General features: G+C 64.8%; 21 protein-coding genes. 10 read left to right on the forward strand and 11 right to left on the reverse strand.

The window, feature by feature from the left end:
- Positions 1–132: 132 nt before the first annotated feature.
- Both FXV83_RS14885 and FXV83_RS14890 read right to left on the reverse strand, forming a co-directional pair.
- Complete coding sequence (locus FXV83_RS14885) at positions 133–1386, reverse strand: MFS transporter (RefSeq protein ID WP_235939581.1); 1254 nt, start codon at positions 1384–1386, stop codon at positions 133–135.
- A 2-nt stretch (positions 1387–1388) separates the two neighbouring features.
- Positions 1389–2798 (reverse strand): amidase, encoded by a 1410-nt coding sequence (locus tag FXV83_RS14890; RefSeq protein ID WP_148740148.1) that lies wholly within the window; start codon positions 2796–2798, stop codon positions 1389–1391.
- 134 nt (positions 2799–2932) lie between these two features.
- Between FXV83_RS14890 and FXV83_RS14895 the strand changes: the two genes are divergently transcribed.
- Entirely contained in the window at positions 2933–3526 is a 594-nt protein-coding gene (locus FXV83_RS14895) for a CGNR zinc finger domain-containing protein (protein ID WP_148740150.1), read from the forward strand.
- Between the two features lie 14 nt (positions 3527–3540).
- Here the strand turns inward: FXV83_RS14895 and moaC are convergent, their stop codons facing one another.
- From moaC to FXV83_RS14915, 4 genes are read right to left on the reverse strand one after another with little or no spacing between them, the layout of a single operon-like run.
- The gene (gene moaC, locus FXV83_RS14900; protein WP_148740225.1) at positions 3541–4074 is read right to left on the reverse strand and encodes a cyclic pyranopterin monophosphate synthase MoaC; all 534 of its coding nucleotides are present in this window, start codon (positions 4072–4074) and stop codon (positions 3541–3543) included.
- 1 nt (position 4075) lies between these two features.
- Positions 4076–4897 (reverse strand): indole-3-glycerol phosphate synthase TrpC, encoded by an 822-nt coding sequence (trpC, locus tag FXV83_RS14905; protein WP_148740152.1) that lies wholly within the window; start codon positions 4895–4897, stop codon positions 4076–4078.
- Between the two features lie 7 nt (positions 4898–4904).
- Positions 4905–5918: an anthranilate phosphoribosyltransferase gene (trpD, locus tag FXV83_RS14910; protein ID WP_148740154.1), complete on the reverse strand. Its 1014-nt coding sequence runs from the start codon at positions 5916–5918 to the stop codon at positions 4905–4907.
- Between the two features lie 18 nt (positions 5919–5936).
- Complete coding sequence (locus tag FXV83_RS14915; RefSeq protein ID WP_148740156.1) at positions 5937–7835, reverse strand: peptidylprolyl isomerase; 1899 nt, start codon at positions 7833–7835, stop codon at positions 5937–5939.
- 222 nt (positions 7836–8057) lie between these two features.
- Between FXV83_RS14915 and tpiA the strand changes: the two genes are divergently transcribed.
- From tpiA to pyrG, 3 genes are all read left to right on the forward strand, one after another.
- Positions 8058–8813 (forward strand): triose-phosphate isomerase, encoded by a 756-nt coding sequence (tpiA, locus tag FXV83_RS14920; protein WP_148740158.1) that lies wholly within the window; start codon positions 8058–8060, stop codon positions 8811–8813.
- A gap of 154 nt (positions 8814–8967) precedes the next feature.
- Positions 8968–9354 (forward strand): preprotein translocase subunit SecG, encoded by a 387-nt coding sequence (gene secG / locus FXV83_RS14925; RefSeq protein ID WP_148740160.1) that lies wholly within the window; start codon positions 8968–8970, stop codon positions 9352–9354.
- A gap of 166 nt (positions 9355–9520) precedes the next feature.
- Positions 9521–11152, forward strand: coding sequence for a CTP synthase (gene pyrG / locus FXV83_RS14930; protein ID WP_148740162.1), 1632 nt, complete (start codon positions 9521–9523; stop codon positions 11150–11152).
- Between the two features lie 4 nt (positions 11153–11156).
- Here pyrG and FXV83_RS14935 read toward each other — a convergent pair whose 3' ends face one another.
- From FXV83_RS14935 to FXV83_RS14945, 3 genes are all read right to left on the reverse strand, one after another.
- On the reverse strand, positions 11157–11819 hold the full coding sequence (locus tag FXV83_RS14935; protein WP_187435912.1) for a class I SAM-dependent methyltransferase: 663 nt from the start codon (positions 11817–11819) through the stop codon (positions 11157–11159).
- A gap of 100 nt (positions 11820–11919) precedes the next feature.
- Entirely contained in the window at positions 11920–13296 is a 1377-nt protein-coding gene (locus FXV83_RS14940; protein WP_148740166.1) for a sensor histidine kinase, read from the reverse strand.
- Positions 13293–13967: a response regulator transcription factor gene (locus FXV83_RS14945; RefSeq protein ID WP_148740168.1), complete on the reverse strand. Its 675-nt coding sequence runs from the start codon at positions 13965–13967 to the stop codon at positions 13293–13295. The genes FXV83_RS14940 and FXV83_RS14945 overlap by 4 nt, the downstream gene beginning before the upstream one ends.
- Positions 13968–14191: 224 nt before the next feature.
- Here FXV83_RS14945 and FXV83_RS14950 point away from each other — a divergent pair, with 224 nt between their 5' ends.
- From FXV83_RS14950 to FXV83_RS14975, 6 genes are all read left to right on the forward strand, one after another.
- Positions 14192–14518 (forward strand): NIPSNAP family protein, encoded by a 327-nt coding sequence (locus tag FXV83_RS14950; RefSeq protein WP_148740169.1) that lies wholly within the window; start codon positions 14192–14194, stop codon positions 14516–14518.
- A gap of 122 nt (positions 14519–14640) precedes the next feature.
- Positions 14641–15504, forward strand: a complete 864-nt coding sequence (kdsA, locus tag FXV83_RS14955) for a 3-deoxy-8-phosphooctulonate synthase (RefSeq protein ID WP_148740171.1) — start codon at positions 14641–14643, stop codon at positions 15502–15504.
- Positions 15504–16712 (forward strand): MFS transporter, encoded by a 1209-nt coding sequence (locus FXV83_RS14960; protein ID WP_148740173.1) that lies wholly within the window; start codon positions 15504–15506, stop codon positions 16710–16712. The genes kdsA and FXV83_RS14960 overlap by 1 nt, the downstream gene beginning before the upstream one ends.
- 104 nt (positions 16713–16816) lie before the next feature.
- Positions 16817–18691, forward strand: a complete 1875-nt coding sequence (gene glsA / locus FXV83_RS14965; protein WP_148740175.1) for a glutaminase A — start codon at positions 16817–16819, stop codon at positions 18689–18691.
- Between the two features lie 116 nt (positions 18692–18807).
- Positions 18808–19260 (forward strand): hypothetical protein, encoded by a 453-nt coding sequence (locus tag FXV83_RS14970; protein WP_148740177.1) that lies wholly within the window; start codon positions 18808–18810, stop codon positions 19258–19260.
- A complete protein-coding gene (locus FXV83_RS14975; RefSeq protein ID WP_148740178.1) occupies positions 19253–20485 on the forward strand; it encodes an HlyD family secretion protein in 1233 nt (410 codons plus the stop codon). The genes FXV83_RS14970 and FXV83_RS14975 overlap by 8 nt, the downstream gene beginning before the upstream one ends.
- Positions 20486–20508: 23 nt before the next feature.
- Here the strand turns inward: FXV83_RS14975 and queF are convergent, their stop codons facing one another.
- Both queF and FXV83_RS14985 read right to left on the reverse strand, forming a co-directional pair.
- Positions 20509–20970 carry a preQ(1) synthase gene (gene queF / locus FXV83_RS14980; protein ID WP_148740180.1) on the reverse strand — a complete coding sequence of 154 codons (462 nt, stop codon included), beginning with the start codon at positions 20968–20970 and terminating at the stop codon, positions 20509–20511.
- Positions 20971–21094: 124 nt separating this feature from the next.
- The gene (locus FXV83_RS14985; RefSeq protein ID WP_148740182.1) at positions 21095–22072 is read right to left on the reverse strand and encodes a Vgb family protein; all 978 of its coding nucleotides are present in this window, start codon (positions 22070–22072) and stop codon (positions 21095–21097) included.
- Positions 22073–22232: the final 160 nt, after the last annotated feature.

Raw genomic sequence — 22232 nt, forward strand, 5'->3', positions numbered from 1 at the left:
GCATGAATCGACCCGCGCAAATGCGAGTAATGCACGAGACGGAGACGTGCAGAAACTGCCGCAAATGGTCGCTACCGCCTAACCTGCCGGCGATGCTCCACGCCGGCACGCAAGGCACCAAGTTCCGATCGATCAGCGTCTCGCTGCGCCAACCGTCGCCCGGCCGCCCGGCGCCAGGACCGCCGCCACGATCAGCGCCGCGACGACGTTCGCGGTGGCGCTGATCAGGATCGGTACCGTGTAGCTGTGCATGAGGTCGTACGCGAAGCCGGCGGCGCTGGGGCCGATCAGCGTGCCGAACGCGACACTGGTATAGAGGATACCAATGATCCCGCTGACGTTGCGTCCACCAAAATAGTCCATGACGACGGCAGGGAGGACCGCGACCCAGCCGCCGTAGAACGCGCCGTAAACGAAGGCGAAGGCGGCGAGGGCCCATACATTGATCGATATCGCCCAGATCGCAAGCGTCACCGCCATGCCCGCAAACATCAGCAGCAGGGCCGAGGTCCGGCCCATGCGATCGGCAAGCCCGCCGAGCAGGAACCGGCCGGCGGTGCTGCCGATGCCGATCACGCCGAGCAGCAGCACTGCGGTTGTCGGTGTCACGCCGTGGTCGCTGGCATAAGGGACGAGATGCACGAACGGCACGAACACGCCGAATGCGCAGATCAAGCAGGCGACGTAGAGCGCGATGAAATTACGCGAGCGCACCGCCTCGGCAATAGATGCGCCGGCCGCGCGGCTCGAGCCCGTCGCCAGCGCCTGATCGCCGTCGGGGCCGAGACCGCGATCGCGTGGATCGTTTTCGATGAGCAGCGCCAGGACGCCGCCAATGGCCGCCGCCAGCAGCCCCAGCGCCAGATAGGCGCCGCGCCAGCCCAGCATCTCGATGAGGAGTGTCGCGAGCGGCGGCATCGCCAACGTGCCGACGCCGATCCCGCTGACCGCAAGGCCGGAGGCAAAGCCGCGCCGGCGCACGAACCAGCGCTGCACCGCGCCGATCGCCGGCACGTAGGCGCAGCCGACCCCGACCCCGACCCCAAGCCCGTAGGCGAGATAGACCTCGGCGAGACTGCGCGCGAAGCCAGCCGCGAAGAGACCAAGACCGGTGAGCAGCATGCCGATCACAGCAAGCACGCGCGAACCGAAGCGGTCGGCAAGCGGTCCGCTGATGATGCCGAGGCCAAAATAGAGAAAGCCGGCGAGAGAGAACACCAGCGAGACTGAGCCGCGCGAGGCGCCGAATTCGAGCTGCAGCGGCTTGAGGAATGCACTGAAGGTGTAGGCGCAACCGAAGCCGACAAGCGTGACCGCGAACGCACCGGCGACAACGAACCAGCCGCGAAAAATGCTCCGATGAGCCAATGTGGATTGAATGGTCAATGTTACCTCCGCCAAGGGAGGGCAGGATGGCGGCAATGCCATGACGTGACGCGATGGAACGCCGCGCCGGCGCGCACGAGCATGGCCTCGTCGAGATGAGCGGCGACGAGTTGGAACGCGATCGGCAATCCGTCCGCCGATGCTCCGCCCGGCAGTGTGATCGTGGGATGACCGGTCATGTCGAACGTGCAGGTGTAGCGCTGCATTTTCGCGATCAGGTCCGGCTGCTCGCCGAGCGTTCGGATCATCGCGAGCGTCACAGGCGGAAATGGGTGCACCGGGATCAGCAGCAGGTCGATGGTTTCGAACAGCGCAGTCACCTGCCCGCGCAGCGCCAGCCGCCGCAGCAGGATCTTTTGATAATCGAGAGCAGAGAGCGCGCGACCGGCCTCGATGACCGAGGCGAGGATTGGGCCATACTCATCCTTGCGGGCGGGATAGGTCGCCTCGTGCGCGACGGCAGCTTCCACCGCACAATTCGGCGCCCAATCGGCGATCGCCTGCATCACGTCGGGAAATTGGACATCGACGATGTCAGCGCCAAGTGCGCGGAAAGCATCGACGGCGTCAGTCAATACACGCTGCGTCGCAACGTCCACGTCGTCGCTGTTCCAGGCTGCGTCGACGCCGATCCGCAAGCCCCGCACGTCCTGTTTGGCCTCGGCCAAATAGTCGGGCACGGGATCGACCAGCGAGGTCGGATCGTTCGGGTCGTGTCCAGCGATGACGCCGAGCAGGGCGGCGACGTCGGCAGCGCTGCGGCCGATCGGTCCGGCATGGTCGAGGCTCGCCGCCAGCTCGAACATGCCGTGGCGGCTGACGCGGCCCCAGCTTGGCTTCAGCCCGGTCAGTCCGTTGGCGGCGCAGGGCCAGCGGATCGAGCCGCCAGTGTCGGAGCCGAGCGAACCGAAGCAAAGTCCGGCGGCCGTTGCGACCGCAGGGCCGCTGGATGAAATGCCCGGCCAATAATCCGCATTCCACGGATTCTTCGGCGGAGTTACGAACGGATGGTGATCGGAATATGCGCCTTCCGTAAGCTGCAGCTTGCCGAGCACAACGGCGCCTGCGTCCTTGAGCCGTCGCACGACGGTTGCGTCCTCGCTGGGACGAAAATCGCGATGCAGCGTGGTGCCGGCCGCCGTCGGAATGCCCTTGGTCCAGAACAGATCCTTCAGTGCAATCGGCACGCCATGCAGTGGCCCCCGATACCGGCCATGGGCTATTTCGGCGTCCGCGGTCTTCGCGTCGGCGATGGCCGTTTCCGCCGTCACGTGAACATAGGCGTCGAGTTCAGGGTCGTGGGTACCGATACGGTCGAGTTGCGCACGCGTCACGTCCAGCGCGGAAACTGCGCGCGCTTTGAGGCGTGCAGCGAGCTCTGTAAGTTCGAGATAGTGCAGGGCATCAGCCACGGCTCGCGATCTCCGTCTTGTTATTGCGATGACCACTCGATAAGAGTCTCAACACCGGTATAATTGATATACTGGTGTCTAACCTTGTCAACCAGTAAACATGTCTTACTGGTGTTCCAATCTTTGGTGTTCCGATGTCGAAAGAGTCGCGCAAATTCAAAGTTCCCGATGAGCTGGCGAACGTCTACGACTTCGCCAACACGCTCGATCTTCGCCGTTTCATGCAATACGGCGTGGAGCACCCGCAGGGCGACGAGCTCGCCGGGCCGAAGCAGCTTGCGGACTGGATGCAGGAACGCGGGCTCGATACTGGGGGCGGTCGTGTCACACTCCCGATGTTCGAGACCGCGCTGCGGCTGCGCGAGGCGCTACGCGCCTATCTGCAGTGCGAGCCGGCCGAGCGGCGTCGGAACGAGGATGTGCTCGGCGCGCTCGATGACGCGCTGGCGCCGTTTCCGTTACGGGTGGAGGCGCGTGCCGGGCGGGGTGCGATATTGTCGGCGGCGCGCGAGGATGCGCTCGCAGGCCTGTCGGCCATCGCGATCGAGCTGCACGATGCAACGCTTATGGGGACGTTGGACCGGCTGAAGATGTGCGCATCTGAGGAATGCCGCCGGGTGTTCTTCGACCGGTCGAAACCATCGACGCGGCGATGGTGCATGTCAACGCTGTGCGGCAATCGGATGAAGACGCGCGCTTACCGCGAACGTCAGCGCCAGGCGAGATAGATCGGGGCCCACGCTCAGGCGCGGTAGTGGCCCGACTTGCCGCCGAGCTTCTCGACGAGATGGATGCCTTCGATGCGCACGCCGCGCTCGACCGCCTTGATCATGTCGTAGATGGTGAGGCAGGCAACCGACACCGCGGTGAGCGCCTCCATCTCGACGCCGGTGGGACCCGTCACCTTCACGCTGGCACGGACGAGGCAGCCCGGCAACTTTGCGTCAGGTTCGATGTCGACCGTGACCTTCGACAGCGCCAGCGGATGGCAGAGCGGAATGAGTTCGGAGGTGCGCTTGGCCGCCATGATGCCGGCGATCCGTGCGGTGCCGAGCACGTCGCCCTTCTTGGCATTGCCGGAGACGATCAGATCGAGCGTCGCCTTGCTCATGACGACGCGCCCCTCCGCGACCGCGAGCCGTTCGCTCGCGGGCTTGTCCGACACGTCCACCATCCGCGCCTCGCCGGAGGCGCCGATATGGGTGAGGGCAGGGCTGGCCTTGGTCTTGGAAGACTTCGTCCTGGCGGGCTTCGTCTCGGACGGCTTGCGCGCCATGTCAGCGCGTACCTGTCGCACGTGACGCGTTCTCGCGCGCGAGCAGCGTGCGGGTCGCCGCGGTCACGTCGTCTTGCCGCATCAGGCTTTCGCCGACCAGGAAAGTCGACATGCCTACGCGTTCGAGCCGGGTGAGGTCTGCCGGCGTGAAGATGCCGCTCTCGCCGACCATCAGCCGCTCTTGCGGGATCAGCGGCGCCAGTACCTCGCTGGTCGCAAGCGTGGTCTCGAAGGTGCGCAGGTTGCGGTTGTTGACGCCGATCATCGGCGAACGCAGCTTCAGCGCGCGGTCGAGCTCGGCGCGGTCGTGGATCTCGATCAGCACGTCCATGCCGTAGGCGAGGGCGGCGTCTTCGAGATCCTTGGCTGTGGCATCGTCGAGCGCGGCCATAATAATGAGGATGCAATCGGCGCCATGCGCGCGCGCCTCGACCACTTGGTAGGTGTCGAACATGAAATCCTTGCGCAGCACCGGCAGTGATGTCGCCGCGCGCGCCGCCACCATGAAATCCAGATGGCCCTGGAACGAAGGCGTATCGGTCAGTATCGACAGACAGGCGGCGCCGCCGGCCTCATAGGCCTTGGCGAGCAGCGGTGGATCGAAATCGGCACGGATCAGCCCCTTGGACGGCGAGGCCTTCTTGACCTCGGCGATGAGCGCGTAATCGCCGTTGGCGTGCTTGGCCTTGATCGCGCGCACGAAGCCGCGCGGTGCACCCTGCGCCTGGGCCTTCGCCTCGACAGACAACAGCGGCTGCGCGCGCTTGGCGGCTGCGATCTCCTCGCGCTTGTACGCTTCGATCCTGGTCAGGATATCCGACATGTGAAACTCAGCCGTTGGAGACCGCGATCAGATGCTTCAGCCGCGCGCTCGCGGCGCCGCTGTCGAGCGACTTGGCGCCAATCGCAACGCCTTCCTTGAGGTCCGTGGCACGTCCGGCCACGACCAGCGCGGCGGCGGCGTTGATCAGCGCGACGTCGCGGTAGGGGCTCGGCATGCCGTCGAGCACGCTTTGCAACGCGATCGCATTGGCATCGGCGTCGCCGCCCTTGAGCGCCCCCGCATCGCAGCGCGACAAGCCAGCATCCTCCGGCGTCACCTCGAAATTCCTGACCTCGCCATTGTGGAGCGCAGAGACGAAGGTCGGGCCGGTGAGGGTGATCTCGTCGAGGCCGTCGGAGCCATGCACGACCCAGGCGGATTCCGAGCCGAGGTTCTTCAGCACCTGCGCCAGCGGTTGCACCCATTGCCGCGAAAACACGCCGACCATCTGCCGCTTGACGCCGGCAGGGTTGGAAAGCGGTCCGAGCAGATTGAAGATTGTGCGGGTGGCAAGCTCGACCCGGGTCGGGCCGACGTTCTTCATGGCAGGATGATGCGCAGGGGCGAACATGAAGCCGATGCCGCATTCGCGCACGCACAGCCCGACCTGCTCGGGTCTCAGGTCAATCTTCACACCGAGCGAGGCCAGTACGTCGGCCGCGCCAGAGCGCGACGACAGTGCGCGGTTGCCGTGCTTGGCGACCGGCAAGCCGGCCCCCGCGACGATGAAAGAGGCGCAGGTCGAGACGTTGACAGAGCCGGAGCCGTCGCCGCCGGTGCCGACGATGTCGACGGCCTCAGGCGGTGCCGTCACGGTCAGCATCTTGGAGCGCATCGCGGAGACCGCGCCAGTGATCTCGTCCACGGTCTCGCCGCGCACGCGCAGCGCCATCAGCAGCCCGCCCATTTGCGAGGGCGTGGCCTCGCCGGACATCATGGCATCGAAAGCGGAAGCCGCCTCGTCACGCGACAGGCTGGCGCCGGTCGCCACTTTTCCAATGATCGATTTCAGGTCGTCCATCGCGTGCTTTCAACTGCTTTACTGGTTCGCGCCCGTCACCTGCGCGAAGGCGGCCTGATTAATGGTGGTCCCGATGTCGGTTTCAAGCTTGTTGACGTAGGAAGCGACCTGCTCCTCGGTCAGCGCGCGATCGAGGCTGTCCTTCAGCTTCTTGACGGCGTCGGAGGCGGCGTCGGCCGCGGGATCGATGATGTCGGTGACGCGGAAGACGATCACCTCGCTGCCGCCGCTCACGGGCGTCTGTCCGACGCCGCCCTTGGCGGTGCGGAAGGCGGCCGCAACGACGGCTGAGGGCACGCCGGCGGGCGAGTCGTCGCGCTTGAAGCCGGTCGCGGTCTCGATCTTGACGCCGATTGCGGCCGCTTCATCAGCGAGCTTGCCGCCCGGTTCGAGCTTCTGCACCATCTCGGTCGCCTTGGCCTTGAGCTTGGCGGCGATCTGATCCTGGCGCCAGCGCGCCTCGACCTGATCGCGCACCTCGTCGAGATTGCGGTCGCGCGGGGGCGTGATGGCGAGCACATCGTACCAGACATAGCCGCCGCGGAACGAGATCGGATCATTGTCGACGCCGACGTCGCTGTTGAAGGCCTGCGAAACCACGTCGAGGCCCTGCGGGACGCTGGCGACGGGCTGGCCGTTCGGCGAGCGGCCGGAGCGATCGACCGCATCCACGGTCACGGCTGTGAGCCCGAGCTTCTGCGAGGCGTCGATCACGCTGGCGCCGCCGCCGCGCTCGTCCTCCATCTTGTCGCGGAGGTCGGCGACCTTGATGCGCGCGCGCTCGGTGGCGATCTCGCGCTTGATGTCGCCGGCGAGGCTGGCGTAATTGGCTTCGACACCCGGCTCGATCTTGTCGACCTTGACGATTGCAGTGCCGAGACGGCCCTGGATCGGCTGGCTGATCTCATCCGCTGGAAGTGCGAAGGCGGCATCTCCGACAGCGGGGTCGAGCGAAGACTTGGTCACCAGCCCGAGGTCGACGTCGGACGCACTGAGCCCACGCTCCTTGGCGAGATCCTCGAACGACAGCCCGCCGGCGAGGCGCTCGCGTGCGGCCTGCGCGTCAGCGGCGTTGGGAAATACGATCTGGTGGATTTGGCGCTTCTCCGGCGTGCCGAGCCGGTCCTTGCGCTGGTCGAACAGCTTTTTCGCGTCGTCATCGGACACCTCGGTCCATTTGCCGATCTCCTCCGGCGAGATCACGACGAAGGCGATCTTGCGAAATTCGGGCGCGCGGAATTGGACCTTGTGGTCCTCGAAATAGGCGGCGAGCGCTTCGGGCGAAGGCGCGTCGATCTGGCCGGCCTGGGCGGCGTCGAGCCTGACGAACTCGATCGCACGCTGCTCGTTCTGGAAGCGCGTCAGCACGTCGATCATCGCCTTCGGCGGCTCGAGGCCTGCGCCGATCGTGCCGGTGATCTGCCGGCGCAGCGACACCTTGCGCTGGTCGGCAACGTAGCGCTGCTCGGTGTAGCCGAAATTGCGGATCACCGCCTGGAAGCGATTCGCATCGAAATTGCCGCCGACGCCCTTGAAGTTGGGGTCGTTCATGATGAACTGGCGGATCTGGTCGTCGGACTGGCCCAGCCTCAGTCGGCGCGCCTCTTCGTCGAGGGCGGCTTCCGCGATCGTCTGCTGCAGCACCTGGCGGTCGAGCCCGAATGCGCGGGCCTGGTCAGGAGTGAGGGGCCGGCCGAACTGGCGGCTGATCTGCTGAAGGCGGTCGGTATAGGTCTGCCGGAACTCGTTCAGCGAAATCTCGGTGCTGCCGACCTTGGCCACAGTGGACTGCCCGAAGCCCTTGAAGATGTCGGCGATGCCCCAAACGCCGAAACTGACGATCAACACGCCCATCACTACGGCCATAATGGTCTTGCCGAGCCAGTTTGATGAGGCCTTGCGCATTCCTCGAAGCATTTGGTCCAACTTGTTTGGCAGGAGGGGAACGGGAGCGCGTCTTAATGCAGATTCCGCAAAAGCGCGTCACCAAATTGATAGATCATCATAAAGTGGCGGCTTTCCCCCCGCAACCTCAGGTCAGGCGGCTCTCGAGCCCTGCGGTTAAAAGCCCCTGGTCTCTGGAACTGCCACGGCAGCTCTGCTAGCGCATGCACAAACCCAATTTCGCTGGAATTCGACATGACCGATGCCATCCGACCTCTGATCGCCGGCAACTGGAAAATGAATGGCCTGAAGGCCTCGACTGCCGAATTCGACGCCATGCTCAATGGTGCGGCAGGTGTGGCCGGCAGAGCCGATCTGCTGGTCTGCCCGCCGGTAACCCTGATCGCGGCCTTCGCCGACAGGGCCCGCGGCAAGGCGGTCGTGGTCGGGGCTCAGGATTGCCACCCCAAGGCTTCGGGGGCTCACACCGGCGATATCGCAGCCGAAATGCTGGTGGACGCGGGCGCGAGTGCCATCATTGTCGGCCATTCCGAACGCCGCGCCGACCATGGTGAGGGCGATGCCCTGGTGAAGCAGAAGGCCGAGGCGGCCAGGCGGGCGGGGGCGACCGCAATCGTCTGCATCGGGGAGACCCAGACCCAGCGCGATGCCGGTCAGACCCTGGACATCCTGCGCGGCCAACTCGACGGCTCACTGCCGGACGGCTCGACCGCCGCCAATCTGGTCGTGGCCTATGAGCCGGTTTGGGCGATCGGCACCGGCCTGACCCCCACCGCCAAGGATGTCGAGCAGATTCATGGCTTTATCCGGGAATTCTTGACCGCCAGCTTCGAGGCAGACGGGGCCAGGATGCGCATCCTGTACGGCGGCTCGGTCAAGCCCTCGAACGCGGCCGAGCTGATGGCGGTGAAAAACGTCAACGGTGCGCTGGTCGGCGGCGCCAGCTTGAAAGCGGCCGATTTCCTTGCGATCGCCAGGGGCTGCCCCTAGCTAACGCTGGAGCGGGATGGGTCCAAATACGGTCCCGCGGATCGGGGGTGGCAATGCCGTTTCCGATCGTGTAACACCGCGCAACTTCAGGAAAACCCGCGAAGCGCGATCGGCTGCCGGTACCGGCGCTATCGGCTTGTGACGGAAGGATACTATGCAGACCGTTGTCATCGTCATCCACCTCATGATCGTCGCCGTCATGATCGGTGCCGTCCTACTTCAAAAGTCGGAGGGCGGTGGCCTCGGCATGGGCGGAGGCGCGGGCTTCATGTCGAGCCGGGGCACCGCGAATCTTTTGTCCCGGACAACGGCGGTCCTGGCCGCCGGCTTCTTCCTCACCAGCCTGTTCTTGTCCTGGTATGCCGGCTACGACCGCAAACCTTCCTCGATCATTGGCCAGCCGGCGTCGCAGACCCAGCCGGCCGGAGGTGCGCCGGTCGCGCCGCCGACATCGGGCGGCATTCTGGATTCGCTGAAGAAAGCCGACGAGCAGCAGCAGAACCAGGCGCCCGCCGGGCCGCAGGTACCGCGTTCGCAATAAAGCAGGGGGGCCATGCAGGACGACAGCTAGCGTTCTGCATCAACAATCCCCATCAAGGCTCTGTCACCACACTTTGTTTCGGCTCACCCACAGGCCCGCAGATTCTTTGGGGCGGAATGCGAATCGCTTTGGCGAATCGGATTCGAGGGATTAGAGGTTAAGTCCCATGGCGCGGTACATATTCATCACCGGCGGCGTGGTTTCTTCGCTCGGCAAGGGTCTGGCTTCGGCGGCACTCGGTGCTCTGTTGCAGGCCCGGGGCTACAAGGTCCGCCTCCGCAAGCTCGATCCCTATCTCAACCTCGATCCCGGGACGATGTCGCCGTACCAGCACGGCGAAGTGTTCGTGACCGATGACGGCGCGGAGACTGATCTCGATCTCGGTCACTACGAGCGCTTCACGGGACGGCCCGCGACCAAGGCCGACAACATCACCACCGGGCGCATCTACCAGGACATCATCTCCAAGGAGCGCCGTGGCGACTATCTCGGCGCGACCATCCAGGTGGTTCCGCACGTCACCAACGCCATCAAGGAATTCGTTCTCTCCGGTAACGACGATTTCGATTTCGTTTTGGTCGAGATCGGCGGCACCGTCGGCGACATCGAGGGCCTGCCGTTCTTCGAGGCGATCCGCCAGCTCAAGAACGAGCTGCCGCGCGATCACGCCGTCTACATCCATCTCACGCTGCTGCCGTACATCCCGAGCGCCGGCGAGCTCAAGACCAAGCCGACGCAGCACTCTGTGAAGGAGCTGCGCTCGATCGGCATCCAGCCGGATATCCTTCTGTGCCGCACCGATCGCGAGATCCCGAAGGAGGAGCGGCGCAAGCTCGGGCTGTTCTGCAACGTGCGCGAAAGCGCCGTGATCGAGGCGCGCGACGTCGACAACATCTACGCCGTGCCTGAGGCCTATCATAATGCGGGCCTCGACGATGAAGTGCTCGCCGCCTTCGGCATCGGCTCGCGGATTCCACCGGCGCTTCAAAGCTGGCAACGCATCAACGAGCGCGTCCGCAATCCCGAAGGCAACGTCACCATCGCCATCGTCGGCAAATACACCGGCATGAAGGATGCGTATAAGTCGCTGATCGAGGCGCTCTCGCATGGCGGCATCGCCAACAAGGTGAAGGTCAATCTGGACTGGATCGAGAGCGAGATTTTCGAGAAGGAAGACCCGGCGCCGTTCCTCGAACACGTCAACGGCATCCTCGTGCCCGGCGGCTTCGGTCAGCGCGGCGCCGAAGGCAAGATCCGCGCGGCGCAGTTCGCGCGCGAGCGCGACGTGCCGTATTTCGGCATCTGCTTCGGCATGCAGATGGCGGTGATCGAGGCTGCCCGAAATCTCGTCGGCATCGAGGAAGCCAACTCGACCGAGTTCGGCCCGACCAAGGAGCCCCTGGTCGGTCTGATGACGGAATGGCTGCGCGGCAACGAGCTCGAGAAGCGCTCCAAGGCCGGCGATCTCGGCGGCACGATGCGGTTAGGGGCTTATCCAGCAGCACTCAATCGTGGCAGCCGCGTCTCGCAGGTCTATGGCGGCGCGACGGAGATTTCCGAGCGCCACCGCCACCGCTACGAGGTCAACACCGCCTACAAGGACCGCCTCGAGCAGCACGGCCTGAAGTTCTCAGGCCTGTCGCCCGACGGCGTGCTGCCTGAGATCGTCGAGTACGAGGATCATCCCTGGTTCATCGGCGTGCAGTTCCACCCCGAGCTGAAGTCGCGCCCGTTCGAACCGCACCCGCTGTTCGCCTCGTTCATTCAGGCAGCGATGGTGCAGAGCCGCCTGGTGTGATGCCTCAGGGCGCGGCGATGTAGCCACGCTCGGGATGCATTGACTCCGGCGTGACTGGCGTTGAAGCCTGAGGCGCCAGCGATCCCGTGACGATCTTCATCTGCGGCCGTCGCGTCAGCTTGTAGACGGCGGCTGGCGGCACATTCAGCAAGGCGCGATCCACCAGCTTTGCGCGCAGGCCCAGCCGGTCGAGCACCGGCCGCGGCACCGGGCAGCTCATGCCGTAGGTGAACTGATAGAACGCGCCGCCCGGGCGGACGTAACGGAACGCCCCGCCGACGATCGAGATGACCTTGCGCGTCGACATGTTGAGGAGCGGCAGGCCGCTGACGACGGCGCCGACGGGCGCGCCGTCATAGAGGTGCTCCGTCGTGAGCCGTCCCGCATCCATCCACAAGACGCGCGCGCCGGGAAAGCGCATTTGCAGCAGCTTCATGAAGTCCGAGCCGTATTCGATCAGCGTGAGGTCCTGCTGGCGCACGCCGCGTTTGATGAGCTTGTAGGTGAATGCGCCGGTGCCGGGGCCGAGCTCGAGGACCGGACCGGTCGTTGCGGTGATCTCGCGGGTGATGAGATCGGCGAGCGCGGCGCCCGACGGCGCGATCGCGCCGACCCGACGCGGGGCCGACATCCAGGACAGAAAGAATGAGAGGAAATCATTGGGCATGCGCACTCCAGCATTTTGATCGCGCCTCGCAAATCGGAAGGCGAGGCAGCTCGCAATGTCGCGGAAGTGCATTGCGACAACATTGCGTGTGTTGATTGAATCAGCTTTGCCGGATCGGCGGCAGCGTGATCCGGAAACAGGAGCCACCGCTCGCTATGTCCAACACGGAGACGTGGCCGCCATGCAGGAGCACGATCTCGCGCACCATGTTGAGGCCGAGCCCGGCACCGCGATCGAGCGGCGTGAGCCGATAGAACGGCTCGAAGATCTGTTCGCGCTGATCGGCCGGGATGCCGGCCCCTTCGTCGGTGACTTCGATGGTCGCGGGCTTGCTGACGCGAATGCCGATGGTGCCGCGGCGAGGGCCGTGCTGGATCGCGTTCTGCACGAGGTTGGTCAGCGCGCGCTCCAGCGCTGCGGCGTCGCCGAGCGCCTCGATCGGCGTCGCCGGCGAATCGAGGGCCAGTTCGTAGCCGGCGGCAATCGCCAGCGGGGCAAGGTCGGCGGCAACGCCTTGCGCGACGCAGACCAGGTCGACAGGCGCGAATGGATGCCCGCAGCGGTCCAGCCGCTGGATGTCCAGCAATTGCTCGGCAAGCGTTGCCAGCCGCGCGGCGTCCTCGATCAGGCGGGTCTTGTCCGGTCCCGATGGAAGCGACTCCAACCGCGTATTCAGGATCGCGATCGGCGTGCGCAGCTCGTGCGCGGCGTCGGCGACGAAGCGCTTGTGGCGGGCGTAACCCTGATCGAAGCGCGCCAGCGCGTCGTTGACCGCGGCCACGAGCGGCACGACCTCAAGCGGAATCTGCTCCACCGACAATCGCGCGCCGCGCTGATGGATGTCGATCCGCCGCGCCTGGTCCGCCGTCGTATCCAGGCCTCTGAAGGCGCGCCGCATGATCATCGGCGTTGCGATCAACGTGGCGGTCCCCATCAAGAGCAAGCCGGGGAGCGTGATGCCGAGCAACACGAGCGAGGTCGTGAAGACCGCCTTGGCGCCGGTGAGCTTTCCCTGTGTCGCCGTGATGACCTGGACGTTGCCGGCGTCGGTGTTGATGCGCTTCAACCGTGCTGGCGGCTTGCGTGGATCGTCCTCGAACAGCTGCCAGCCGAGGCGGGCCTGACTGATCTGGTCGAGGGCGCCGCCGATTCCGGCGAATTCGGCCGGCACGGAGCCTTCGCTGAGCGAATGCCCCTGCCTGTCGCGGACCAGCAACCAGAGGTCGGGCGTCTCCTCACGCAATTGCTTCAGCTCGGCCGTCGGCCGCAGCGTCAGGCCGCCCTGTGCGTCGCGCGCGAGCGCGCGTTGCACGATTTCGATCGCGCGATCTTCGTCCCGTTGGACCAGCACGAAGCCAGACGCACATAGCGCGCCGATGATGACGACGACCAAAGCGACCAGCAGCGCGGCCTGGAGCGAAAGCAGCCGCCAGCTCAGCCGGGAGCGCAGGTAATATGGGTCGGCGTGCCTGCTCACGGCAGTTTCTTCAGGAGATAGCCGACGCCGCGGATGCCGTGGATCTCCACGCGCGCGTCGGCTTCGGCAAGCTTGCGGCGCAGCCGCGATACATGCGTATCGAGCGCGTTCGATTGAATCTCGTCGTCGAAATTGTAGACGGCCTCTTCCAGCGCCGAGCGCAGCACGGTGCGGCCCATGCGGCGGACCAGGGCTTCCAGCACGAGGAGCTCGCGCCGCGGCAGTTCGAGCGGAACCCCCTCGACGCTGGCCTCGCGATGGCCGAAGTCGAAGGCGAGGCGGCCGGCGCGCATGATGTCGGGCTGCAGCCCGGCGGGCCGGCGCAACACCGCGCGCAGGCGGGCTAGCAATTCCTCCACCGCGAATGGTTTTGCCAGATAATCGTCCGCGCCGCGGTCGAGCCCGGCGATGCGGTCGGCGAGTTCGCCGCATGCCGTCAGCACGATGATCGGCACGCCGTCGGCGCGCGCTCTCAGTTTCGGGATCAGGGCGAGACCGTCGCCGTCGGGCAGCTGGCGATCGAGCAGGACGGCGGCGTGGACGTCGGCGGATATGGCCTCTTCCGCCTCGGCCAGCGTGGGCACGTGATCGACGATCATGTCATAGCGCTTGAGCGCAGACGTTAGCGCTCCGGCCATTTCGGCCTCATCCTCGACGAGCAAAATCCGCATGATCGGTACCTGAGCCTCGACCGAGTCGTTCTAGCGGCAGTATCATTGCGGCAGCATTACGGGAACCAGGCGCGACGTGATGGCCGTGGAAGAGCTGGCAGTCATTTGCCGGCGGCCATGCGCCGGCAGCCATGCGCCAGGCGCCACGGGCTGCGTCGGCAGGGCCGAAGACACCGTCACGGCCAGCCGTTATAACCCCCCTAGATCATCAGGGAGGAACAAGAATGATCTATGAAATGCGCCAGTATCGCTGCGTGCCGGGCCGTTTGCCGGCGCTGTTGAAGCGGTTCGAGACGGCCACACTGAAGCTGTGGGAGAAGCACGGCATCCGCCAGGCCGGGTTCTTCACCACGCTGATCGGCGAGTCCAACCAGGAGCTGACCTATTTCCTGGCCTGGGAGTCGCTTGCCGAGCGCGAGAAGAAATGGGGCGCGTTCATGACCGATCCGGACTGGATGGATGCGCGAGCCAAGTCTGAAGCCGACGGCCAGATCGTCGGCAACATCGTCAGCCAGCTCCTGACGCCGACCGCTTTCTCATCGGTGAAGTAGCGAGCTCGGGGGAGCCTTGCTGCGAGCTTTGGCGCAACCCTGATATTCGAATGGCCGGGCCGAATGGGGTTGATCCGACCCGTTCGGCCGCTATGGTCGCGGCGAAACGAGGGAAATTGGCTTTGAGCTCTTCGAATTCAGCGGCGCCGGTGGTCACCATTGGTTCGGTCAAATTCGGCAATGATCTGCCGATCTCGATCATTGCAGGTCCGTGCCAGCTCGAAAGCCGCCAGCATGCACTGGAGGTGGCCTCTGCACTGAAGGAGATCGCGGCGCGGCTGAAGGTCGGCCTCGTCTACAAGACCTCGTTCGACAAGGCCAACCGCACCAGCGCGTCGGCCGCGCGCGGGCTCGGGCTTGCGCAGTCGCTGCCGATCTTCGCGGAGATCCGTTCGTCGCTCGGCCTGCCGGTGCTGACCGACGTGCACGACGCCGCGCAGTGCGCCGAGGTGGCGCAGGCGGTGGACGTGTTGCAGATTCCGGCGTTCCTGTGCCGGCAGACCGATCTGCTGCTGGCGGCGGCCGCAACCGGCAAGGTCGTCAACGTCAAGAAGGGCCAGTTCCTGGCGCCGTGGGACATGGCGAACGTCGTCGCCAAGGTCACAAGCGCCAACAATCCCAACGTGCTCGTCACCGAGCGCGGCGCCTCCTTCGGCTACAACACGCTGGTCTCGGACATGCGCGCGCTGCCGATCCTGGCGCGCACCACCGGCGCGCCCGTGATCTTCGACGCCACCCATTCGGTGCAGCAGCCGGGCGGGAAGGGGACGTCCTCGGGCGGCGAGCGCGAATTCGTGCCGGTGCTGGCGCGCGCGGCCGTTGCGGTCGGCGTTGCCGGCGTCTTCATCGAGACCCATCCCGATCCCGATCGTGCACCTTCCGACGGTCCCAACATGGTGCCGCTCCGCGAATTCGAAGGCTTGATCCGCACGCTGATGGCGTTCGACGCGCTGGCCAAGCATTCGTGTCAGGCCGGCGCGCATTGATGCAGCAAGGCGAGGCGCGGCCGCACGAGCACAGTTTGCCGGCCGCGCTCTACGTCATCTCCGGCGCGAGCTTCGCTGCGGCGCTGTCGGCGCGGGCGCTCGATCCGGTGCTGCCGCATGTCGCCGAGGATTTTGGCGTCACCATCGCGACTGCCGCCGGCTTTGCCGCTGTGTTCGCCTTCACCTTTTCCATCATCCAGCCGCTGGTCGGCGCCGCCGCCGATCTGTTCGGCAAGACCCGGTTGATGATCGGCTGTCTCGCGCTGCTCGGTCTTGCCAACATTCTCGGTGCGCTCTCGACCTCGTTCTCGCTGCTCTTCGCCAGTCGCATCCTCGCCGGCATCGGTTCGGGCGGCGTGTTTCCGGTCGCGCTAAGCCTGACCAGTGATCTTGTAGGGCCAGAGAAGCGGCAGGTCGCGATCAGCCGCACGCTCGCCGGCGCAATGACCGGAAACCTGCTCGGCGCCTCGGCCTCCGGCCTGATCGGCGATTTTCTCGGTTGGCGCGGCGTGCTGGCGGTGCTCGGCGTACTGGTGATCGTCGCATCGATCGCGGTGGGGGCCGGCTTTCATGGTGCGAAGGTCAAGCATCCGCCGAAGACGAGCCTGTCGGCGTTGAAGGCGGGCTATCGCACCATCTTCACCAATCCGAACGCCTATGTCTGCTATTCGGCGGTGTTCGTCGAAGGCTGCTGTGTGCTCGGCCTGTTTCCCTACATCGCCTCGTTCCTGTTCGAGCTCGGCCAGACCTCGCTCTCGATTGCCGGCATCGTGATCGCAGGCTTTGCGGTCGGCGGCTTGTTCTACACGATGACCGTGTCACGCCTGCTGCCGTGGCTGGGCATGAAGGGAATGATGATCGCGGGCATGACGCTGGTGGCCTCGCAGCTCGTCGCTGTCGCCTTTGGTCCGCGCTGGGAAGTGCAGGCGCTGAACCTCGTGGTGATGGGCTGGGGCTTCTACATCGCCCATGGCTGTCTTCAGGTCTTTGCCAGCGAGCTCTCGGTCGAGGCGCGCGCCACCGCGCTGTCGCTGCATTCGTTCTTCTTCTTTATGGGACAAACGGTCGGACCGCTCGCCTATGGCTTCGGACTCCAGCATGGCGGCAAGGTGCCGACGCTGTTCGCGAGCGCCGCGATCATGGTGGTCCTCGGTGTCGTCTGCGCCCGGTTGCTCAAGCCGCGTGCACCATCCGACGCGCGGGCTTGAAGGAAGTATCAAACTACCGCTCATCGTGTTTGAGTGTCACGGCCGCTTCCCGCATGCATGGCACGAGGATTGCTTCGATTTTGAGCAAATCGAGGTGAGAGACCGTGGACGCCCAGCCCAGCCGTTCGCCCAGCGCAGCCGGCGCGACCCGACCAACCGGATATCCTACCAGGCCACCGCTACGGCGCTTCCTGACCGATTGCCACGCGGAATTCAGGCTCGACGGTTCGGGCGAACTTGCCGATTACATTCCGGAGCTGAAGCGCGCCAATCCCGACCATTTCGGGATCGCGCTCGTCACCATTGACGGCCACATCTACGAAGTCGGTGATAGCGAGGTGCCGTTCACCATCCAGTCGGTTTCGAAGGCCTTCGTGTTCGCGCTGGCGCTGGAGATGGTCGGCGAGGAGCGCGTCGCCGCCACCATCGGCGTCGAGCCGAGCGGCGAGGCTTTCAATTCGATCCGGCTCACCAACGACAACCGCCCCTTCAACCCCATGGTCAATGCCGGCGCAATCGCCTGCTCCGGCCTGATCTACGAGGTGGACGGGAAGGGCGCCTTCGAGCGCGTCCGCTCCAAGCTCAGCCAGTTCGCCGGGCGCGAGCTTGGCGTCGACGAGGCCGTGCATGCCTCGGAGACCGCGACCGGCAACCGCAACCGCGCCATCGCGTGGCTATTGCGCAATTACGCGGTGCTTCCGGATGACGTCGATGCGGTGCTTGACGTATATTTCCGGCAATGCGCGATCCTGGTGACCGCACGCGATCTGGCGGTGATGGCGGCCACGCTCGCCAATCGCGGCATCAATCCGGTGACGGGTGCGCAGGTGATTACGCCGCATATCGTCGCCCGCACGTTGTCGGTGATGACCAGCTCGGGCATGTACGACTATGCCGGCGAGTGGACCTATCGCGTCGGCATCCCCGCCAAGAGTGGCGTCGGCGGCGGCATCGTCGCGGCGCTGCCGTCGCAATTGGGGCTCGGCACCTTCTCGCCGCTGCTCGACAATCACTTCAACAGCGTGCGCGGCCTGAAAGTCTGCGAGGCGCTGTCGGCGCGGTTCGACCTGCACATGCTCAACCGCAATGCCGACGTCCGCACCTGCATCATGGCGGATTACGACGCCTACGGCATCTCCTCGCGCCGCAGCCGCCCGCCGCACGAGCAGCAGATCCTCGATGATCGCCACAGCGACGTCCGCATCCTCGAGCTGGTCGGCGCGCTCAGTTTCGGCACCATCGATTACATCACGCGAAGGCTCGCCAGCGAGCCGCCGAACGCGCCGCTGTTGATCATCGATTTCCGCCGCGTTCCCGACATCACCGCGGCTGGCGCCGAGTTGCTCGGGGAAACTCTGACCGCGCTTCGCAATATCGGTATCACCACGATTCTGTCCGGCTTCGAGGAGACGTCCGCCGTGTGGACGGCGGTCTCGGCGCGCACCGCGGAGCCGCGCCGGCTGCGCCGCTTTGCGCTGCTCGACGACGCTATCGAATGGGCCGAGGACCAGCTGATCTATCGCTTCGGCGGCTTCACCGACGTGAAGGAGAGCGCGCATCTCGTTGAGCAGGCCTTGCTGGCCGAGCTCGACACTGATGAGATCGCCGCCATCGTCAAGCTCTCGACCATGCGGCACTACGCGGCCGGCCAGCGGATCATCGCGGCCGGCGCGGCTGCCAATTCGCTGTTCTTCCTCCAGAGCGGCATGGTCAGTGTTAAATTGCGAAGTGGCGTGCGGCTGGCTTCGCTCGGACCCGGCATGGCGTTCGGCGAGATGGCGATGCTCGAGAAAAGCCGCAGCGCCGACGTCTTCGCCGATGCGCCCGTCACCTGCCTCGAACTGCCGCTCGACAGCTTTGCCGACTACCGCCGCGTGCACCTGGAGACCTCGCTGAAGATCATGCGCAACCTCGCCGCCATCCTGGCGCGGCGGCTGGTGCTCGCCAATGCGAAGGTCGACCTGCTTAGCGCTTATTAGGATTGGCAAGCAAGCCTGCCCTTAACCGGCACCGGCTTTGTGCTTGCCAAGTTCCCGCATTGTGAAACAATGAATTCGGAGCGGTGAGTCCCCAATACAATTTCAGGGAGTGACGCGTGAGTGAACCGCTGCATCCCGCCGCCCCCCATCACCTGCCTTCCTTCATCACCGCGCCTGGCGACACTGATGTTCTGATGCTTGTCATCGGCATCTTTCTGGTCGGCGCCGTTCTCGCGGTCGGCAACTTCTATCTGCATCTGCACACTCTGCCGGAGCGGATGGCGCACAAATCGCAGAAGCTGCAGTTTGAAATCGTGGCCGTGCTGGGGCTGCTGGCGCTGTTCACTCACAACCACCTGTTCTGGGTGATCGGCCTGTTCCTCGCCATGATCGATCTGCCGGACTTCAGCACGCCGCTGCGCAAGATTGCCGGATCGGTGGAGAAGATGGCTGGTGTTGCGCCGGAGCAAGACTCGACCGAGCCGCCACATGAAGCCGCTGCAGTGCACACTTCTGCAGCCGCCGATGCCAAGGGCAGCGCCAAGAGCGAGGTGCACGGCCATGCTTGAGCTGCTCCTCTGTTCGCTCCTCACCATATTTCCGGACTACCTCTACCGTCGCTATCGGCAGGGTAAGCGCATCGGGCACGAAATCACGCTCTATTCGGTCTGGTTTGAACTGCGATTTGGCATCGTCGCCTGCCTGATGTTGACGGTGTCGCTGATCACGATGATCTTCTATTTCCATCCGTCGACCTCGTCGGCGACGTTGTTCTATCGGACCGTTCCGATCATCTCGGAAGTCACAGGTCGGGTCGCGGAAGTTCATGTCGATGTCAGCGCGTCCGTCAAAAAAGGAGATGTGCTTTTCCGGCTCGACAGCGCCAAGCAGGAAGCCTCGCTTTTGACAGCCAAGCGCAAGATCGCCGAAGTCGATGCCGCGATGCTGGCGGCGCAAGCCGACGTCTTGAAGGCCGACGGGCAGCTTCAGGAGGCAAAGGGTTCGTTGCAGCAGGCGACGGACGAGCTCGACACCAAACGCGAATTGCAGAAGCGCAACCCCGGCATCGTTCCGCAACGCGACATCGAAAAACTCGAAGTGGTTGCCGCGGGGCGCCAGGGAGCCCTCGACGCAGCGACTGCTTCCAGGCAATCCGTAATGACGCGACTGAGCGCTCTATTGCCGGCGGAGAAGGCCAGCGCCGAGGCGGCGCTGGCCGAAGCGCAGGTCGATCTGGACAAGACCTTTATTCGCGCCGGCGTCGACGGGCGGGTCGAACAGTTCGGGCTACGGCCGGGCGATATCGTCAATCCGATGATACGGTCAGCCGGTGTTCTGATCCCGGAAGGAGCGGGACGGCGCGCGCTCATGGCGGGGTTTGGGCAGATCGAGGCTCAGGTCATGAAGGTCGGAATGGTGGCCGAAGCCACCTGCATCTCCAAGCCGTGGACGATCATTCCGATGGTCGTGACCAACGTGCAGGACTACATCGCGGCGGGGCAGTTCAGGGGCGGCGAACAATTGATCGAGGCGCAGCAGGTCGTGCGTCCCGGCACCATCCTGGTTTTCATGGAGCCGATCTACAAGGGCGGGCTGGAGGGCGTGACGCCCGGCAGCAGTTGTGTCGCCAACGCCTATACCAGCAATCACGAACTGATCTCGTCGGGGAAGCTCAGCGCGTTCAAGAGCTTCGGTTTGCATGTCGTCGATGCGACCGGACTTGTGCACGCCATGTTGTTGCGGATTCAGGCCCTGCTGCTGCCGATCCAGACGCTGGTGCTGAGCGGGCATTGATCGGCCAGCAAGCACACCGCAGATCAGCCCCGCCCGCGGTACGGCGCGACGCCTTGCTCCGGCACCCATAACCCCTTCGGCACGCGGCCGGTCTGCCAGAACACGTCGATCGGGATGCCGCCGCGCGGATACCAATAGCCGCCGATGCGCAGCCATTTCGGCTTGATCTCGGCGGCGATGCGCTTGCCGATCATCACGGTGCAGTCTTCGTGGAAGGCGCCGTGATTGCGGAAGCTCGCGATGTAGAGCTTGAGCGACTTCGATTCCAGCAGCCACGGACCCGGTGCGTAGTCGATCATCAGATGCGCGAAATCCGGCTGTCCCGTGACCGGGCAGAGCGAGGTGAACTCCGGCACGGTGAACCGCACCAGAAAGTCGGTGCCCTTTTGCGGATTAGGCACGCGGTCGAGCTGCGCTTCCTCCGGTGTGTGCGGCCATTCGACCGCGCGGCCGAGCTGGAGAGATTTCTTCGCCATCGTTTGCATCCTTTCGAGCATGATCCGGAAAAGTGGATGCCTGTTTTTCCGAAAAGATCATGCTCAATCAAAACTGGAGCGCGATGGGATCGCGCTCCAGAGGACGCCGGGATGGACGCAATTGTGGCGGTCGTCAACCGGTTGCGGTCGTCTGGATCATGACCACGCGGTCGTTGCCGGACTCGCAGCCCCAGAGTTCGCCCGGCCGGCCGTCGAGCTGGCGGACGTTGGCGTTGGCGCGGTCGCTGGGAAAGCTGGTGAATTTTTCGGTTATGGGATCGAAGCGCACGATCGCATTGGCGGAAAAGTCGCTCAGCCAGACCTTGTCCTTGTCGTCGACATAGACCGCGTAGGCGCGCGGACGCTCGCCCGGCAACTTCCAGGTTTTCCAGGAGCCATCGGCGGGATCGTGCACCGAGACATGGCCGCTGTTCCACTCGCTCACCCAGATCCGGCTCCTCGAATCCGACCAGACCCGCCGCGAGCCCTGGTTCGGCGTCGGCGGCTCGACCACGGTCGCATGGCCGCTCGCCAGGTCGATCTTCGCGATATGGCTGCCGGCGAGTGAGGCATACCAGACGTCGCCCTTGGGTGTGACGGTGATGCCGTAGGGCCCGACGCCCTTCGGCGCCTTGAACACCGTCATGTCGCCGGATTTTGGCGCAAGCCGGCCATAATAGCCGGACTGTCCGGTGAACCAGTAGGTGCCGGCCTTATCGAACACGCCGGTGTTGAGATTGGCGGAGGCGAATTTCTCCGGCAAGCGGAACAACGTGACCTTCAAATCCGCCGGATCGACCCGCGCGATCGCGTTCTGGCCGCCTTCGGTAATCCAGGGCGCCCCATCAGGGCCGATCGTCACGCCATGGGGGGCGGCGCCCTGGCCAAGGCTGACGGTCTTGAAACTGCCGTCCTTCGGATCGAGCCTGCCAAGCATGCCTTGGCCCTGCGCAGTGAACCAGACCGTGCCGTCGGGCGCGGGCGCGACGTCATGCAGGCCGATGCCGGGGCTGAGCGGGAAATATTTTGTCCGGAACGGTCCCTCCTGCGCAAAACTTGGGCGGATCGCGAACAGGGCGGCGCTCGAGGCAAGAAACTGGCGGCGATTCATGGCGTTACCCCGACTGTTTGAGATGGAGGTTGGACGCGCAGATCAGGCAGGGTCAAGTTTAGTCCGAGCCGCTTCACGCGTCAGTCGAAGGGCGCCGCCTAAGCGTTCACATTTGCTTGCGCTCCGTGTAAGACCCGCGACGAACCGATCAAACCTAACG

The sequence above is a fragment of the Bradyrhizobium hipponense genome (assembly GCF_008123965.1).
GTDB lineage: Bacteria > Pseudomonadota > Alphaproteobacteria > Rhizobiales > Xanthobacteraceae > Bradyrhizobium > Bradyrhizobium hipponense.